The sequence below is a fragment of the Streptomyces sp. Y20 genome (assembly GCF_043195475.1).
GTDB lineage: Bacteria > Actinomycetota > Actinomycetes > Streptomycetales > Streptomycetaceae > Streptomyces.
In genome coordinates this window covers 71,556-87,305 of record NZ_JBIDDP010000002.1, presented here as the reverse complement: position 1 = coordinate 87,305, position 15,750 = coordinate 71,556, and the positions used below count along the sequence as shown (strand labels likewise).

13 protein-coding genes are annotated in these 15,750 nt (G+C 70.0%); 4 read left to right on the top strand and 9 right to left on the bottom strand.

The window, feature by feature from the left end:
- Positions 1 to 148: 148 nt before the first annotated feature.
- Entirely contained in the window at positions 149 to 769 is a 621-nt protein-coding gene (locus ACGFT1_RS05560; RefSeq protein WP_373907733.1) for a hypothetical protein, read from the top strand.
- Positions 770 to 1,182: 413 nt separating this feature from the next.
- Here the strand turns inward: ACGFT1_RS05560 and ACGFT1_RS05555 are convergent, their stop codons facing one another.
- From ACGFT1_RS05555 to ACGFT1_RS05545, 3 genes are all read right to left on the bottom strand, one after another.
- Complete coding sequence (locus ACGFT1_RS05555; protein WP_373907732.1) at positions 1,183 to 1,812, bottom strand: hypothetical protein; 630 nt, start codon at positions 1,810 to 1,812, stop codon at positions 1,183 to 1,185.
- A 68-nt stretch (positions 1,813 to 1,880) separates the two neighbouring features.
- Positions 1,881 to 2,582 carry a ribonuclease HII gene (locus ACGFT1_RS05550; RefSeq protein WP_361998404.1) on the bottom strand — a complete coding sequence of 234 codons (702 nt, stop codon included), beginning with the start codon at positions 2,580 to 2,582 and terminating at the stop codon, positions 1,881 to 1,883.
- An 82-nt stretch (positions 2,583 to 2,664) separates the two neighbouring features.
- On the bottom strand, positions 2,665 to 3,288 hold the full coding sequence (locus ACGFT1_RS05545; RefSeq protein WP_373907731.1) for a TetR/AcrR family transcriptional regulator: 624 nt from the start codon (positions 3,286 to 3,288) through the stop codon (positions 2,665 to 2,667).
- 185 nt (positions 3,289 to 3,473) lie between these two features.
- On the opposite strand from ACGFT1_RS05545, the gene ACGFT1_RS05540 reads away from it, so the two are divergent.
- Positions 3,474 to 5,024: an MFS transporter gene (locus ACGFT1_RS05540; RefSeq protein WP_373908225.1), complete on the top strand. Its 1,551-nt coding sequence runs from the start codon at positions 3,474 to 3,476 to the stop codon at positions 5,022 to 5,024.
- A 354-nt stretch (positions 5,025 to 5,378) separates the two neighbouring features.
- Here the strand turns inward: ACGFT1_RS05540 and ACGFT1_RS05535 are convergent, their stop codons facing one another.
- The 3 genes from ACGFT1_RS05535 to ACGFT1_RS05525 all read right to left on the bottom strand — a co-directional run bounded on the left by ACGFT1_RS05535 (position 5,379) and on the right by ACGFT1_RS05525 (position 7,714).
- Positions 5,379 to 6,284 (bottom strand): ADP-ribosylglycohydrolase family protein, encoded by a 906-nt coding sequence (locus tag ACGFT1_RS05535; RefSeq protein ID WP_373907730.1) that lies wholly within the window; start codon positions 6,282 to 6,284, stop codon positions 5,379 to 5,381.
- Positions 6,285 to 6,296: 12 nt separating this feature from the next.
- A complete protein-coding gene (locus ACGFT1_RS05530; RefSeq protein WP_373907729.1) occupies positions 6,297 to 6,956 on the bottom strand; it encodes a histidine phosphatase family protein in 660 nt (219 codons plus the stop codon).
- Positions 6,957 to 7,108: 152 nt separating this feature from the next.
- Positions 7,109 to 7,714, bottom strand: a complete 606-nt coding sequence (locus ACGFT1_RS05525; RefSeq protein WP_361998418.1) for a YdbC family protein — start codon at positions 7,712 to 7,714, stop codon at positions 7,109 to 7,111.
- A gap of 152 nt (positions 7,715 to 7,866) precedes the next feature.
- Between ACGFT1_RS05525 and ACGFT1_RS05520 the strand changes: the two genes are divergently transcribed.
- A complete protein-coding gene (locus ACGFT1_RS05520) occupies positions 7,867 to 8,400 on the top strand; it encodes a TerD family protein (RefSeq protein ID WP_373907728.1) in 534 nt (177 codons plus the stop codon).
- 86 nt (positions 8,401 to 8,486) lie between these two features.
- Here ACGFT1_RS05520 and ACGFT1_RS05515 read toward each other — a convergent pair whose 3' ends face one another.
- The gene (locus tag ACGFT1_RS05515) at positions 8,487 to 11,390 is read right to left on the bottom strand and encodes a vitamin B12-dependent ribonucleotide reductase (protein WP_373907727.1); all 2,904 of its coding nucleotides are present in this window, start codon (positions 11,388 to 11,390) and stop codon (positions 8,487 to 8,489) included.
- Between the two features lie 165 nt (positions 11,391 to 11,555).
- Positions 11,556 to 12,107 (bottom strand): transcriptional regulator NrdR, encoded by a 552-nt coding sequence (nrdR, locus tag ACGFT1_RS05510; RefSeq protein ID WP_373907726.1) that lies wholly within the window; start codon positions 12,105 to 12,107, stop codon positions 11,556 to 11,558.
- A 559-nt stretch (positions 12,108 to 12,666) separates the two neighbouring features.
- Between nrdR and lexA the strand changes: the two genes are divergently transcribed.
- Complete coding sequence (gene lexA, locus ACGFT1_RS05505; protein WP_373907725.1) at positions 12,667 to 13,446, top strand: transcriptional repressor LexA; 780 nt, start codon at positions 12,667 to 12,669, stop codon at positions 13,444 to 13,446.
- Positions 13,447 to 13,595: 149 nt separating this feature from the next.
- Here the strand turns inward: lexA and ACGFT1_RS05500 are convergent, their stop codons facing one another.
- A complete protein-coding gene (locus tag ACGFT1_RS05500) occupies positions 13,596 to 15,599 on the bottom strand; it encodes an ATP-dependent DNA helicase (RefSeq protein ID WP_373907724.1) in 2,004 nt (667 codons plus the stop codon).
- Positions 15,600 to 15,750: the final 151 nt, after the last annotated feature.

The window sequence follows — 15,750 nt, the reverse complement described above, 5'->3', positions numbered from 1 at the left end:
GCTCGTTGCCGCATCCAAGTTCCACAGGAACAATTGAGGTCCGCTCCCCGCACGGCTCGTCCGTGATCAGGCTGGGCTCCCCTGCGGTGCGCGCTCCCCTTGAATCCGACCTCGCCCGCAGTATGGGCGCGTAGCCGAAGGGAGGAACGTGACCTTCGGATTCGCCTCGTCCTCGGCGGCCTCTTTGTCGACGTCCGCGTCCGCCGCGTCCGCCAGCCGCCTGCTCGAGCCGGCGGAGTGGGCCGCCGCAGGAATCCCTCTGCTGCGCAACCCCCGTGAGGTCGTCAGCGGGCTCCACGCCCGCCATCACCCGAAGCCGTCCACGGCGATCGTGGCGGTTCTCGATCCGGACGAGCGGTTGCGGGCCAGCGCCTCGTTCACGCCTCGTCCGGCCCCGGCCGACGGCTGGATGTTCCGCAACGCCCTGCTCGCCCAGCTCCGCCGGGTGATTCCGCACGACCTGCGCCGCCGCACCCCCGTACGCACGGCCGTGCTCCTCTACTGCCGTGACGGGGAAGGGCGTTGGACGGAGGAGGACGGCGCGTGGATGTGGGGACTGCGCGATGCCTGCACGCTGCACGGGCTGCGCTGCGGGGCGTACATCACGCTGACGCAGGACGGCTGGCACGTGCTCGGCGAAGGGCGTGGCGGACGCCATCCCCACGCGCATTCGGCGCCGGAACCCTTCGCGACGTCGGAGGCCCCGCCGCTCGTGCCACGCACCGGCGGACCGGTCTCCGAGGTCCTGCGCCGCGCGGCGGCCCGCTGAACGGCGCGGGCGCGGGCGGACTGCGGCGGCTACGGCCGGTCTGATCGACGGGGCAGTACGAGCGGCCGACCTGCCCCCCGTGCGGACGAGACCGGAGAGCAGCGCGGTCAGGCCCCGGCGGGCGCGCGCCGACCCGGGCGCCGCTGCTGCCATGCAGGCCCGGACTGCACTGGCTCGCTGTGGGGCCCGGCTCACCCTCTGGTCGACTCCCCCTCAGGCCGGCGCGCGCGCCGGCCCGGCGCCTTGCTCAGCGCGGCCCGGTGGCTCCGGCTCCACCGCTCGGTTTCCCGGGAAGCCGCCCGGCGAGCGGTGTGGCCGTCGCCCGTCGGCCGGGCATGCCGAGAGCCGCACCGTGCGGATCCCGCCGGAGCGGCAATTCCGGCACCACGGTTCCCCGTGGTGCCGGACGCGACTCAGACGCCGGCGCCCAGCACCGAGTTGATCGTCTGCGGGTCGCCGCAGACGATCAACAGGGCACCGGCCCGGGAGTGGGCGAGCGGCAGAGCCGAGCCGGCGGCGGAGCCGGGGCCTCCGTTGACAGCCACGACGACCACCGGGCGGGTCGCGGCACGGGAGGCGACGGCGGCGTCCGCGTAGAAGACGTCGTCGCCGGCATCGTGCTGCGCCCAGTAGGACGCCTCGCCGAAGGACAGCTCGTGCTCGGCCCACGGGTGCTGGGCACCCGTGGTGATCACCAGCACGTCGCCGGGGGCGCGGCCCGATTCCAGGAGGAGGTCCACCGCCTCGTCGGCGGCGTCGAGCGCACCCTCGGGCGAGGCCGGGATCAGCTGGATCTGCGGGGTCGCCGCAGCGGCGGCGACGGCCGGAGCGGACGGGCCCGGCTTGGCCGGAGCCCCGTCACGCGGCGTGCGCTGCACCGGCGGCGTGGGCCGCAGAGGGCCGGGACGACCGGGGCGGGACGGAGCCGCTGGACGGGGGCCGGGTACGGGGCGGGGGGTCGGCGCGGTACGGCCGGTGGCCGGAGTGGCGCGGGGACCCTGGGCACTCTCGTGAATCTGAGGCTCCTCGGGAATGAGAGGCATGAGCTGATTTTTATCAAACATTCGTGCGGCGCGGATGACCGGGTGGCACATCAGTGCCAGCGGAACCGTCAGAAATCGAAGCCGAGCTGACCCTCGATTTCCGGAACGCCTCCGTCCGCCCAGCTGCGGACCTTCTTGAGGTGCCGCCACTGGGGCAACGCATCAAGATACGCCCATGACAAACGGTGGTGCGGGGTGGGCCCCCGCTCCGCCAGTGCGGCCTTGTGCACGGGCGACGGATACCCGGCGTTGTCCGCGAATCCGAAGTCTGCATGGTCGACGGCCAGTTCGGCCATCATTTTGTCGCGCTGAACCTTGGCGATGACCGACGCCGCCGAGACGGCCACGCACGACTGGTCTCCCTTGATCACCGTGCGCACCTTCCAGGGAGCGCCGAGGTAGTCGTGCTTCCCGTCGAGGATGACGGCGTCGGGGCGGACCGGCAGAGCGTCCAGAGCGCGGACCGCGGCGAGCCGCAGCGCGGCCGTCATCCCCAGGCCGTCGATCTCCTCTGGGGAAGCATGTCCCAGCGCATAGGCAGTCACCCATGTCCGGAGGATCTCGGCCAGTTCCGTGCGCCGCCTGATCGTCAGCAGCTTGGAGTCGGTCAACCCCTCGGGCGGCCGGCGGAGACCGGTGATCGCCGCGCAGACGGTGACGGGGCCGGCCCAGGCGCCGCGTCCCACCTCGTCGACACCGGCTATGACCTTCGCTCCGGTCGTGGCGCGCAGGGAGCGCTCGACAGTGTGTGTAGGGGGTTCGTACGGCATGGCGCCCTTAGCCTACGCCGCACGGATCGCCGCGCGACACCCCGGTCCGCCCGTCCCGCGCAGGGACCGCCGCAGGGGACGGTCAGGTCCCGTAGGGGCGCAGCAGCGGGAGCATCAGCTGGTCGACCATCTCGCCGAGGTCCCGATCGCTCCATTCACTGGCGCACATCTTCGACCGGTACATCATCATGGCGGGGATGGCGTCGAAGACGTACCCGTTGGCCGCATCCATACGCACCTCCCCTCGCTCTATGCCACGGCAGATGACCGCACGGAGGAGCTTGACGGTCGGCTCCACCACGCTCCCCACGATCACCTCCTCGAAGCGCTCCGCCTGCAGTTGGTCGCATTCGTGAATGACCGAACGGAGCGCGACGCCGGGACGCGAAAACATGATCCGGCGCACCTGCCGGCACAGCGCGAGCAGGTCCTCCCGCACACTTCCGAGGTCGGGCGCCTTCTCCAACCGGGGCAGCCCGGACACCAGCGCGTCGGCGACCAGATCTTCCTTGGACGGCCAGCGGCGGTAGACCGCGGCCTTGCCCGTCTGGGCTCCGGCCGCGACACCCTCCATGGTCAGCCCCTTCCAGCCGACCGTGCTCAGCTGCTCCAGAGCGGCGTCGAGGATCGCGCGCTCCAGCACCGCACCGCGCCGACGAGGGGAAACCGTCCGAGCGGGCGCGGCCGTCCAGCGCGAGGTAGCCATCTGTATTTCTCCAGCATGCAAAGGGAAGCGGGGGTTCTGGGGTGGTGGGTGCCGCGTCGCAGCGATGGGGGACGCGAAGCGCGGCACGCACTTGAGTGAACGCTTGCGTTCACTGTTGGGGACTCACTACCGTGGGCGCGACAGTGAACGCGAGCGTTCACTAAAGCCTCGATGGGGGACCCATGGTGACGACCTCTCAGCTGCTCCAGGACGATCGGAAACCGGGCACGGCCCGCCGGGAGGGGCATCCCGGCATCGCGCTCACCGTCATCGCGGCCTGCCAACTCATGGTGGTGCTCGACGCGACGATTGTGAACATCGCCCTCCCGCACATTCAAGACGCCCTCAAGTTCAGCACGACCGACCTCACTTGGGTGGTCAGTGCCTACACGCTCACCTTCGGCGGCCTGCTTCTGCTCGGCGCCCGGGCCGGTGACATCCTCGGCCGGCGCCGGGTGTTCATGGCCGGCATCCTGCTGTTCACCTTCGCCTCTCTGCTGGGGGGCCTGGCCCAGGAACCCTGGCAGCTGCTGGCCGCACGGGCGCTGCAGGGCGTGGGGGGCGCGATCGCGTCGCCCACGTCGCTGGCGCTGATCACGACGACCTTCCCCGAAGGCCCCGAACGCAACCGGGCCTTCGGCGTGTTCGCGGCCGTGTCCGCCGGCGGTGGTGCCATCGGCCTGCTCGCGGGTGGCATGCTCACCGACTGGCTCGACTGGCGGTGGGTGCTGTTCGTCAACGTGCCCATCGGCGTGCTGATCGCGTCGCTCGCACCGCTGTACATCAACGAATCCCGGCGCCACCCGGGACGCTTCGACCTCACCGGTGCGCTGACCTCCACGACGGGCATGGCCACGCTCGTGTACGGGTTCATCCGTGCCGCGGAGGAGGGCTGGCGGGACGGTCTCACCCTCGGCTCGTTCGCCGCGTCCGTCTTCCTGCTGTTCGCCTTCGTCTTCACCGAGATGCGGGCGAAGGAGCCGATCACTCCGCTCAGGATGTTCACCGACCGGAACCGCTGGGGCACGTACGTGATCATGCTCAGCCTGGCCGCGGCGATGTTCGGCATGTTCTTCTACATCGTCCTGTTCGTGCAGAACGTGCTCGGCTACAGCGCCGTCCAGGCCGGTGTCGCCTTCCTTCCCGTCACCGTGGCGATCGCGGTCGGCGCGGGGCTGTCCCAGCGCTTCCTGCCGGCCTTCGGCCCCAAGCCGTTCATGATGAGCGGCACGGCGTTCGTGGTGATCGGACTGACCTGGCAGACGTTCATCCGGCCCGACAGCACCTACGTCGGCGGAGTGCTGGGCCCCCTGCTGGTGTTCGGCTTCGGTATGGGCCTGAACTTCGTGACGGCCACCGTCACCGCCGTGTCCGGCGTCGCCCAGCACGAGGCGGGCGCGGCGTCCGGGCTGCTCAACGCCATGCAGCAGGTCGGCGGCTCGCTCGGCCTGTCCATCCTGACGACCGTCTTCGGCTCGGCCGCCAAGGACGAGGCGAAGAAGCAGCTGCCGAAGTTCCTCGCCGAGGGCTCGCCGGAGCAGAAGGCGCAGTTCGCCAGGACGCACCAGTTGCCCGCACCCTGGGGGCACGAGGTGCTCGCCCACGGCATCTCCACGGCCTTCGTCCCGGCCGCCGCCATGGCCGTGCTCGCCTTCCTCACCGCTTGGCTGGTGATCAGGGTCCGCAAGAGCGATCTTGCATCCCTCGCGGGTGTGACGAGCCCGGGCATCGGCTGACCCGGACCACACGGCGCCAAGCCGCGGCCGGCCGGACCGTCGCCCGCGCACAGCCGGCATGAACAGCGGACCGGCCGGCCGCACGAGGGACAGCAAGGTCACGGGAGGCACCGGCATCAGGACCGGCAGCGCACACGTGAGGATCACCAGCGGCGCAGCCAGCCCCAGCCTCAGTAGGACATAACCCATCCCGCGCCCCTCCTCCCTCGTGTCGCTTCCCGCGCTCACCACTTGGTTGCGCCCTTGCGCCGGGAAGACGCGGTGCACGGCGGCTACGGGAAGAACGAGCGTCGATCACGGAGAGTTCCCGGCGGACACGGAGTGTTCTCCGTTACCACCGCGGCGGGGGACGCGTCAGAGCCCCGCGGGCACCCAGCCCGGCAGCGACTCCGTGCGCCGCACCCACTCGGCGGGCGGTGCCCCGGACTTGCCCGCGGCCAGCACGCCACCCACGATCGCGCAGGTCGTGTCCACGTCCCCACCCACCTGGGCTGTCGTCCAGAACGCCGTCTCGTAGTCACCGAGGGCCCGCGCGGCGGACCACAGGGCGAAGGGGACGGTGTCATGCGCGGTCGTGCGGCGTCCGCTGCCCAGCACGGCCGCGACGGTGCCCGGGTCGCCGTAGTCGAGCATGTCCCGGGCGCGGCGGAGGCCCTGGCCGACCGCGCTCTTCGGCACGAGCGCGATGACGCCGTCGAGCAGTGCCTCGCCGCTGGGCGGCCCGTCGGGCGAACCGGCCAGAGCCGCCGCCGCGGCCACCGCCATGGCCCCGACCACGGCCTCCCGATGCTGGTGTGTCGTATAGGCCGAGATCTCCGCCTGGTGGGTCGCCTGCTCGGGATCGTCCGCGTACCAGGCGCCCAGGGGGGCGATCCGCATGGCCGCGCCGTTGCCCCAGGACCCCTGGCCGTTGAAGAGTCCGGCGGCCAGCTCACGCCAGTCCCCGCCCTCCCGGACCAGACGCAGCAAGCGGTTGACCGCGGGACCGTAGCCCCGGTCGAAGTCGTGGTGCTCGGCGAAGGAGCGGGCGAGCGCGTCCTGGTCGATCCGCTGGTGGGCGGCGAGGACGGCCAGCACGGAGCAGGCCATCTCGGTGTCGTCCGTCCACTGCCAGGGCCCCGCGGGCAGTTCCCGGCGCTTCAGCAATGGATAGTTCACGGGAACGAAGAACTGGGAGCCCAGCGCGTCTCCCACGGCCAGTCCGCGCAGGCTCGCCGAGGCGCGCTCGAAGCGCTCGAGGGAAGAGGAGTCAGCGGTCATCGCTCTGCCACTCTATCCGCTGACCCAGTACCGCACCGGCTCCCGCCAGCGCGCGAAGGGCCGGTCCAGTGCGTACTTGCCGTCCTCCCCGAGAACGAGCATCCGCATCTCGGCGTTCCCCGGATTGGCCAGCGACTCGAATTCGGCGACCGTCCAGTGGAACCAGCGCATGCAGAACAGCCGCATCGCCAGCCCGTGGGTCACCAGGAGGACGTTCGGAGGATGGTCAGGGGCCTCGAAGCTGCGGAACAGGCTCTCCAGGAAGCCGCCGACCCGGTCGTACACGTCGGCGCCGGACTCTCCCTGCGGGAACCGGAAGAAGAAGTGGCCGTAGGCGTCGCGGTACGCCTTCTGCAGGCGCACGTCGTCGCGGTCCTGCCAGTTGCCCCAGTCCTGCTCACGGAGCCTTGGCTCCTCCCGGACGCGTATGAGGTCGGCATCGAGGTGGAAGGCGTGAAGCGTCTCGTGCGTGCGCCGGTACGGGGAGACGTACACACTCACGCGTTCCCCGCCGAAGAGCTTCCGGAGCCGCTCTCCGGTCTCCTCGGCCTGCCGCCGGCCGCGCTCGGTCAGCGCGAGGGCGTGGTCGGGCTCGCGTTCATACACGGAGTCGTCGATGTTGCCGGTCGACTCGCCATGCCGGACAAGGACGATGCGCCGTGGTCGTGCCATGTCGAAACCCTAGATCGAACGGCGGAAGGTCGAGCACTCGTACGGGCTCCATACGGCGTATGTCACATGGTTTCCACGCCGCGGCCGCTTCCGTGATGGCGGTGCGATGCCTTCGGGATGTACGTCCGGTTCTCCAACCGACCGGTGGGACCTCAGACAGTCCAGGACGGCTCCAGTTCCACGATGTCGCCGGAGAGCGCCGCGACGTCCGCCTCGGTCTGGGCGCGCAGGGCCAGGCGTTCGATGCGTTCGGTGCGGTACTTGCCGTGCTCGGCCGCCGACCGCCACATCGAGAGGATCATGAACTCCTGTTCGGGCGCCTCGGCGAACATGCCACGGATCATGCCGGGCGAACCGGCCATGGCCGGGTTCCAGACCTTCTCCTGCATCAGCGTGAAATGCTCCACGCGCTCCTCGTGGATCCGGCACAGGGCCACCCGGACGAGATCGGCGTCGGTGAAGCGCGGCTCGAAGCCCGTCTTCACATCGAAGCGGTACTCGAACAGCCTGACCTGGGCGTCCTTGAAGGTGCCGGACTGGGCGGCGGCCAGCCGGTCATGGGAACGGGCCATGAAGGAGTCGTAGAAGGCGCGGCTCTCCCAGAAGGCGAAGACGTGCGCCACTCCCGGCCGCTGCCGGCTCCACCCCCCGCCCTGCCCCCGGAAACCCGGCTCCCCCGGCAGCCCCGCCCATTTCCGCTGCCCGCGCTCGAAACCGCGGCGGTCGACCACGGTGCAGCGAATCCACTTGACCAGCACCGCGCCATCGTAAGGCCACCGGGCGTGGCGCCGGTCCCGCTCCGGTGGACCACGCCCGGGCGTGCGCCCCCACGCACGTGGCACGATGGGCAAGGAGCGTCCGACTCACAGGAGTTGGGGGCGAGCGAGCCACAGGGGGAAGGGGCAGCCTGATGACCGGCTTCAGCAAGGGAATCCGCAAGGCCGAGGTCGCGCTCAAGTGGGATCCCAGTCCGGCGGGACGGCCGCCGACCGATCTCGACATCATCGCCGCGACGTTCGTGTCGGCCGACGCTTACGGGACTCCGGCCTATCTGGTGCACTTCGACAGCCGTTCACCGGACGGCACGATCTTCCTCAACCGCGACAGCGCCGACGGCAGGGGCTTCGGCTGGGACGAGGTCATGATGCTGGAACTGGAACGACTCGACAGCCGGTACGCGCGCGTGGTGGTGGGGGTCGTCATCCAGCAGCGGCCCGGGCCCAAGACGTTCGCCGACGTGCTGAATCCGGCCGTGCGCGTCCGGGAGGGATATACGGTCCTCTCGGAGGACGATTTCGGGTCGGTCCTCGGGGCGACCGCGGCGACGATCGCCGAGTTCGTGCGTGACGACTCCGGCGAGTGGACCCTGCGTCCCGGCGTGCACGGCTTCGACGAGGATCCGGCGGCCTTCACCCAGGTCATGGGCAGAGCGCGCCGGCCCTGACGCGGTGACGGCAGAAGGGGCGCCGGCGTGTGGCCGGCGCCCCTTCTGCAGCGGGGACCACGTGTCAGGTCCCTAGCGGCTGGCGGTCAGCTGCAACCGCTGGTCGAGCCGCAGCCCTCGCAGATGTAGCAGGAACCGGCCCGCTGCATCTTCGTACCGCAGGAGAAGCACAGCGGGGCGTCGGCCTGGATACCCATCTGCATCTCGACCAGCTCGGCGCTGGTGTGGGCCTGCTTCGGGGCGGGCTTGGCCGCCCCGGTCTCGGCCTTCGGCGTGGCGACCGCCTTCAGCTCCTGGGCGAGCGGCGCCGACTGGGCCAGGCCCTCGACGTCGACCTCGTCGTCATCCAGGGACTGCTCGTACGAACCGGTCTCCAGGTGACGCTGACGCTCCTCGGCGGAGTGGATGCCGAGCGCGGAGCGCGTCTCGAAGGGCAGGAAGTCCAGCGCCAGGCGGCGGAAGATGTAGTCGACGATCGACTGCGCCATCCGCACGTCGGGGTCGTCCGTCATGCCGGCCGGCTCGAAGCGCATGTTGGTGAACTTCGAGACGTACGTCTCCAGCGGCACGCCGTACTGGAGGCCGACGGAGACGGCGATGGAGAAGGCGTCCATCATGCCCGCGAGGGTGGAGCCCTGCTTGGACATCTTCAGGAAGACCTCGCCGAGACCGTCGTCCGGGTAGGAGTTGGCCGTCATGTAACCCTCGGCGCCACCGACCGTGAAGGAGGTGGTGATCCCCGGGCGACCCTTGGGGAGGCGCTTGCGGACCGGGCGGTACTCGATGACCTTCTCGACCGTCTCGCGGATGGCCGCCTCGGTCTTCTCCGTGACCTCGGCCTTCTCCTTCTCCTTGGTCTTCGCGGAGAGGGGCTGGCCGACCTTGCAGTTGTCGCGGTAGATCGCGAGCGCCTTCACGCCCAGCTTCCAGGCCTCGAAGTAGATCTCCTCGACCTCCTCGACGGTCGCCGTCTCCGGCATGTTGACCGTCTTGGAGATGGCGCCCGAGATCCACGGCTGGATGGCGGCCATCATGCGGACGTGACCCATCGGGGAGATGGCGCGCTCGCCCATGGCGCAGTCGAACACCTCGTAGTGCTCGTGCGCGAGGCCGGGGGCGTCGATCACGTTGCCGTTCTCGGCGATGTGGGCGACGATCGCCTCGATCTGCTCCTCCTGGTAACCCAGGCGGCGCAGGGCCTGCGGGACGGTGCCGTTGACGATCTGCATCGAGCCGCCACCGACGAGCTTCTTGAACTTGACCAGGGCGAGGTCGGGCTCGACGCCCGTGGTGTCGCAGGACATCGCGAGACCGATGGTGCCGGTCGGGGCGAGGACGGACGCCTGGGAGTTGCGGAAACCGTTTCTCTCGCCGAGGCGCACCACGTCCTGCCAGGCCTCCGTGGCGGCGGCCCACACCGGGGTGTCCAGGTCGTCCACGCGCACGGCCGTGCCGTTGGCGTCGGAGTGCTGCTTCATGACGCGGTTGTGGGCGTCGGCGTTGCGGGCGTAGCCGTCGTAGGTGCCGACGACCGCGGCCAGCTCGGCGGAGCGGCGGTAGGCCGTACCCGTCATCAGGGAGGTGATGGCGCCGGCCAGGGCGCGGCCGCCGTCCGAGTCGTAGGCGTGGCCGGTGGCCATCAGCAGGGCGCCGAGGTTGGCGTAGCCGATGCCGAGCTGGCGGAACGCGCGTGTGTTCTCACCGATCTTCTGGGTCGGGAAGTCCGCGAAGCAGATCGAGATGTCCATCGCGGTGATGACCAGCTCGACGACCTTCTGGAAGCGCTCGGTCTCGAAGGACTGGTGGCCCTTGCCGTCGTCCTTGAGGAACTTCATCAGGTTCAGCGAGGCCAGGTTGCAGGACGTGTTGTCCAGGTGCATGTACTCGCTGCACGGGTTCGACGCGGTGATCCGGCCGGACTCGGGGCAGGTGTGCCAGTTGTTGATGGTGTCGTCGTACTGGATGCCCGGGTCGGCACAGGCCCAGGCGGCCTCGGCCATCCGGCGGAAGAGGGACTTGGCGTCGACCTCCTCGATGACCTCACCGGTCATGCGGGCACGCAGGCCGAACTTGCCACCCTTCTCGACCGCCGTCATGAACTCGTCGTTGACACGCACCGAGTTGTTGGCGTTCTGGTACTGGACGGACGTGATGTCGTCGCCGCCCAGGTCCATGTCGAAGCCCGCGTCGCGCAGGGCGCGGATCTTCTCCTCCTCCTTGACCTTGGTCTCGATGAAGTCCTCGATGTCGGGGTGGTCGACGTCGAGCACGACCATCTTGGCGGCGCGCCGGGTGGCACCGCCGGACTTGATGGTGCCGGCGGAGGCGTCGGCGCCACGCATGAAGGAGACCGGGCCGGAGGCGTTGCCGCCGGAGGAGAGCAGCTCCTTGGAGGAGCGGATGCGGGAGAGGTTCAGGCCGGCGCCGGAGCCGCCCTTGAAGATCATGCCCTCTTCCTTGTACCAGTCGAGGATCGACTCCATGGAGTCGTCGACGGAAAGGATGAAGCAGGCGGAGACCTGCTGGGGCTGCGGGGTGCCGACGTTGAACCAGACGGGACTGTTGAAGCTGAAGATCTGGTGCAGGAGGGCGTAGGCCAGCTCGTGCTCGAAGATCTCGGCGTCGGCGGGCGAGGCGAAGTACTTGTGGTCCTCGCCGGCCTTCCGGTACGTCTTCACGATGCGGTCGATCAGCTGCCTGAGGCTGACCTCGCGCTGCGGAGTGCCCACGGCACCCCGGAAGTACTTGCTGGTGACGATGTTGACCGCGTTCACCGACCAGAAGTCGGGGAACTCGACGCCACGCTGCTCGAAGTTGACCGAGCCGTCGCGCCAGTTGGTCATGACGACGTCACGGCGCTCCCAGCTCACCTCGTCGTACGGGTGCACGCCGGGGGTGGTGTGGATGCGCTCGATGTGCAGCCCCTTGTTCCCCGCCTTGCCGCCCTTGGCTCGGGAACCTCGTGCCGGACCGCTCGCCGTCTCTGTCATGCCGCCTCCCTGGTACGGGCGAAACGCCCAAAAGTGCCCCGATTGTTCCCGTGGCACGGTGTTCTGTCGTGTGTTGCGGGCACCCTCAGCTGCCGCCCGCAACAGGTCTTTGTCGGCCGCCTCCCGGCCGGAATCCAGGTCTCGTCCCGGTTCCCGGCCCGCCGGTCAGTCGGCGGCGTGGGCGGGCGCCGGAACCTGGGTGGTCCCGCCGGGCCCGCAGTCAGCTTCCTGGATCCCCACTCCCGCGTCCTGGTCGTCCGCGGCGGGGCCTCGCGTGGCCTCCCTCAGCTCCGCGATCGCGGCCTCGAAGTCGTCGAGCGAGTCGAACGCCCGGTAGACGGAGGCGAACCGCAGGTAGGCGACGAGGTCGAGTTCCTGCAAGGGGCCGAGTATGGCCAGGCCCACGTCGTGGGTGGTCAGCTCGGCACTCCCGGTGGCGCGCACCGCCTCCTCGACCCGCTGGCCGAGCTGGGCGAGTGCGTCCTCGGTGACGGGCCGCCCCTGGCACGCCTTGCGCACGCCGTTGATGACCTTGGCGCGACTGAACGGCTCGGTGACCCCGGACCGCTTGACCACCATGAGCGAGCACGTCTCCACGGTCGTGAAACGACGGGAGCAGTCGGGGCACTGGCGGCGCCTGCGGATCGACGTGCCGTCGTCGGTCGTACGACTGTCGACCACGCGGCTGTCGGGATGCCTGCAGAAGGGGCAGTGCATGATCTCCAACCCTCCTCACAGCAGTCTCATTGACCTCACCGGACCCACGGGCCCCGCGAAGCAGCCCTAAGCATAGGCGATCGCGAAGCCGTTTCAGACCCGGGGACCACAACTTGTGGGCTGCTGTAGCCATCCAAGCACTAGATGTGGGGATTGACTCATACGCCCAGGCGGATACGCGTGTCACGGCGGAACGGTGGATCCGGCATCGGCGGCGACCGGCCGGACACGCGCACGCGTACCCGTACCGTCGCGGCGCATACCGGGATAGCGTGGGCGCCGCACGGAGGAGGCATGGCACTCCGGCACCGAAGGGCCCCGGATCCCGGATCGCGGGGTTCCGGATGGCAGACTGGGGGCGCGACCCACAAGGTCGGCGACCCCGGCGGTGAAGAGTACAGCAATGGGCGCTTTTGTCCGCCAAGTGTCGCGTGAGCCATACACCCAGACACGTGATCACGTCACGTGAAACGGACTTTTTCACTCGAACGTGTGTTTGGCGCAACCTTTCGAAAGCAACTACCGTTGTGCAGCAGGGAGACCATCGAGAGGGGCCGCCGTGACCACCACCGCAGACAGTGCCACCATCACCGCCCAGGACCGCTCCCAGGGCCGAGTCGAGCCGATGCACGTGATGAACGAAGTGACGAATCCCGAGGGACAGAAGCGCTCCCTGCCGGGCCGACCTCCCGGCATTCGGGCGGACAGCTCGGGGCTCACGGACCGGCAGCGCCGGGTGATCGAGGTCATCAGGGACTCGGTGCAGCGGCGGGGCTACCCACCGTCGATGCGGGAGATCGGCCAGGCCGTCGGCCTGTCGAGCACGTCGTCGGTCGCCCACCAGCTGATGGCACTGGAGCGCAAGGGGTTCCTGCGTCGCGACCCGCACCGTCCGCGCGCGTACGAGGTGCGAGGCTCCGACCAGGCCGTGACCGTGCAGCCCACGGACACCGCCGGCAAGCCCGCCGCGTCGTACGTCCCGTTGGTCGGCCGTATCGCGGCCGGTGGCCCGATTCTCGCCGAGGAGTCCGTCGAGGACGTCTTCCCTCTCCCCCGCCAGCTCGTCGGCGACGGCGAACTGTTCGTCCTGAAGGTCGTGGGCGACTCGATGATCGAGGCCGCGATCTGCGACGGTGACTGGGTGACCGTGCGCCGCCAGCCGGTCGCCGAGAACGGTGACATCGTGGCCGCCATGCTCGACGGCGAAGCCACCGTCAAGCGCTTCAAGCGCGAGGACGGCCACGTCTGGCTCCTCCCGCACAACGCCGCCTACGAGCCGATCCCCGGCGACGACGCGACGATCCTGGGCAAGGTCGTCGCGGTGCTGCGCCGCGTGTGACGAACGCGGCAGGTGGGCCCCGACGGCTCGCTCCCTGACCGGGCCCCGGAACCTCTGCGCCGGTTCCGGGGTCCTGCCCGTCCCGGGTGGCCGTACGGACGGCTGCCATCGTGGGGTGGTCCGATCGATTCGGTCGGACCACCCCACGGTCACGTCGCCGCGCGCTCCGTCTCCGCCTGCTGGGTCTCGGCCTGCTGCGCCACCGCGTCGATCGCCGCCAGTGACCTGCGGACCTGGTTTCGGTCCGTGGTGTACCAGAAGTCCGGCAGGGACGACTTCAGATACCCGCCGTATCGCGCGGTGGCCAGCCGCTGGTCCAGTACGGCGACCACGCCCCGGTCGCCGGAGGCCCGGACGAGACGGCCGGCGCCCTGCGCCATCAGCAGGGCGGCGTGTGTCGCGGCCACCGCCATGAACCCGTTGCCTCCCGCGTCCTCCACCGCCTTCTGGCGCGCGCTCATCAGCGGATCGTCGGGACGCGGGAACGGGATCTTGTCCATGACGACCAGCTGGCAGCTGGGTCCGGGGACGTCGACCCCTTGCCACAGCGACAGCGTGCCGAAGAGGCAGGTCTTCGGGTCGGCCGCGAAGTTCTTGATCAGTTCGCCGAGCGTCTCCTCGCCCTGGAGGAGGATCGGGAACTCGGGGATCCGGGAGCGCAGCTCCTCCGCCGCGAGCTGAGCGGCCCGCATGGACGAGAACAGTCCGAGGGTGCGACCGCCGGCCGCCTGGATCAGCTCGGTCAGCTCGTCCAGCATGTCGGTCCGGTCGCCGTCCCGCGCGGGGCGCGCCAGGTGCTTGGCGACATACAGGATGCCCTGTCTGCGGTAGTCGAAGGGCGAGCCGACGTCGACGCCCTTCCACTTCGGCAGGTCCTCGCCCTCCGCGCCCTCCGGCCCGAGCCCCAGGGAGGCCCCGACCCCGTTGAAGTCGCCGCCCAGTTTGAGCGTCGCCGAGGTGAGGACGACGGCACGGTCGGCGAAGAGCTTCTCCCTGAGCAGCCCCGACACCGACATGGGGGCGACCCTGAGGGAGGCGCCGAAACGGTCGTGCCGCTCGTACCAGACGACGTCCCACTCCGAGCCGTTCACGACCCGCTCCGCCACGTCGTGCACCGACTCCACGGAGGCCAGCGCCTGCTTGCGGACCGCGTCCTCGTCCTGGACGGACTTGTCGCGCGTCGCGCCGATCCCGGAGATGACCGTACGGGCGGCGTCGCGCAGCGCCATCAGGGCGTAGCCGAGGTCCTCCGGGATCTCCTCCAGGCGGCCCGGCAGCGCCAGCTCCATGAGCCGCTCGAAGCCCTCGGCGGCGGTCTGGAGCTGGTCGGCGGCCTTCTCGTTGACGAGCTTGGCGGCTCGGCGCACGGCACGGTTGACCTGGCCGGGCGTGAGTTCGCCGGTGGCGACACCGGTGACACGGGAGACGAGTTCGTGCGCCTCGTCCACGATCAGCACCTCGTGCTGGGGCAGCACCGGGGCGCCCTCGATGGCGTCGATGGCCAGCAGGGCGTGGTTGGTGACCACGACCTCGGCGAGCTTGGCGCGCTCGCGGGCCATCTCCGCGAAGCACTCGGCGCCGTACGCGCACTTCGTCGCGCCCAGACACTCCCGGGACGACACCGACACCTGCGCCCAGGCGCGATCCGAGACACCGGGGCTGAGATCGTCCCGGTCGCCGTCCTCGGTCTCGTCCGCCCAGTCCCGCAGGCGCAGCAGGTCCTGGCCCAGCTTGCTGGTGGGAGCGGCGGCCTCGAACTGGTCGAAGAGGCCCTCCTCCTCGTCCTGCGGCATGCCCTCGTGCAGCCGGTGCAGGCACAGGTAGTTCGACCGGCCCTTGAGCATGGCGAACTCCGGACGGCGGCGCAGCAGCGGGTGGAGGGCGTCGACCGTGCGCGGCAGGTCGCGCTCCACGAGCTGCCGCTGGAGCGCGAGTGTGGCCGTCGCGACGATCACCCGTTCTCCGTGCGCGAGCGCGGGCACGAGATAGCCCAGCGACTTTCCGGTGCCGGTGCCGGCCTGGACCAGCAGGTGGGATCCGTCGTCGATCGCCTCGGCGACCGCTTCGGCCATGGTGACCTGGCCGGGGCGCTCCGTACCGCCGACGGCAGTGACGGCGGCATGCAGGAGTTCGGGGAGTGAGGGCTTCGTCATAGCCCGACCACCCTACGGCCCTGCACTGACAAACGGGGTCTCGTGACGGGGAGAGGGGACGGGATCACGACCGGGGGCTCCTGGTGGTGCGGGTGGGGTCGATGGGCGGGATGGACAGACCGGTCACCCGGATGGGTCGTTGAGGTGCGTG

What these genes read in the sequence shown, in the direction of transcription:
- ACGFT1_RS05520 (WP_373907728.1), top strand. Translation starts at nt 7,867, where the DNA reads ATGACCGGCTTCAGCAAGGGAATCCGCAAGGCCGAGGTCGCGCTCAAG.
- nrdR (WP_373907726.1), bottom strand. Translation starts at nt 12,107, where the DNA reads ATGCACTGCCCCTTCTGCAGGCATCCCGACAGCCGCGTGGTCGACAGT.
- ACGFT1_RS05515 (WP_373907727.1), bottom strand. Translation starts at nt 11,390, where the DNA reads ATGACAGAGACGGCGAGCGGTCCGGCACGAGGTTCCCGAGCCAAGGGC.
- ACGFT1_RS05545 (WP_373907731.1), bottom strand. Translation starts at nt 3,288, where the DNA reads ATGGCTACCTCGCGCTGGACGGCCGCGCCCGCTCGGACGGTTTCCCCT.
- ACGFT1_RS05555 (WP_373907732.1), bottom strand. Translation starts at nt 1,812, where the DNA reads ATGCCTCTCATTCCCGAGGAGCCTCAGATTCACGAGAGTGCCCAGGGT.
- ACGFT1_RS05500 (WP_373907724.1), bottom strand. Translation starts at nt 15,599, where the DNA reads ATGACGAAGCCCTCACTCCCCGAACTCCTGCATGCCGCCGTCACTGCC.
- ACGFT1_RS05530 (WP_373907729.1), bottom strand. Translation starts at nt 6,956, where the DNA reads ATGGCACGACCACGGCGCATCGTCCTTGTCCGGCATGGCGAGTCGACC.
- ACGFT1_RS05550 (WP_361998404.1), bottom strand. Translation starts at nt 2,582, where the DNA reads ATGCCGTACGAACCCCCTACACACACTGTCGAGCGCTCCCTGCGCGCC.
- ACGFT1_RS05535 (WP_373907730.1), bottom strand. Translation starts at nt 6,284, where the DNA reads ATGACCGCTGACTCCTCTTCCCTCGAGCGCTTCGAGCGCGCCTCGGCG.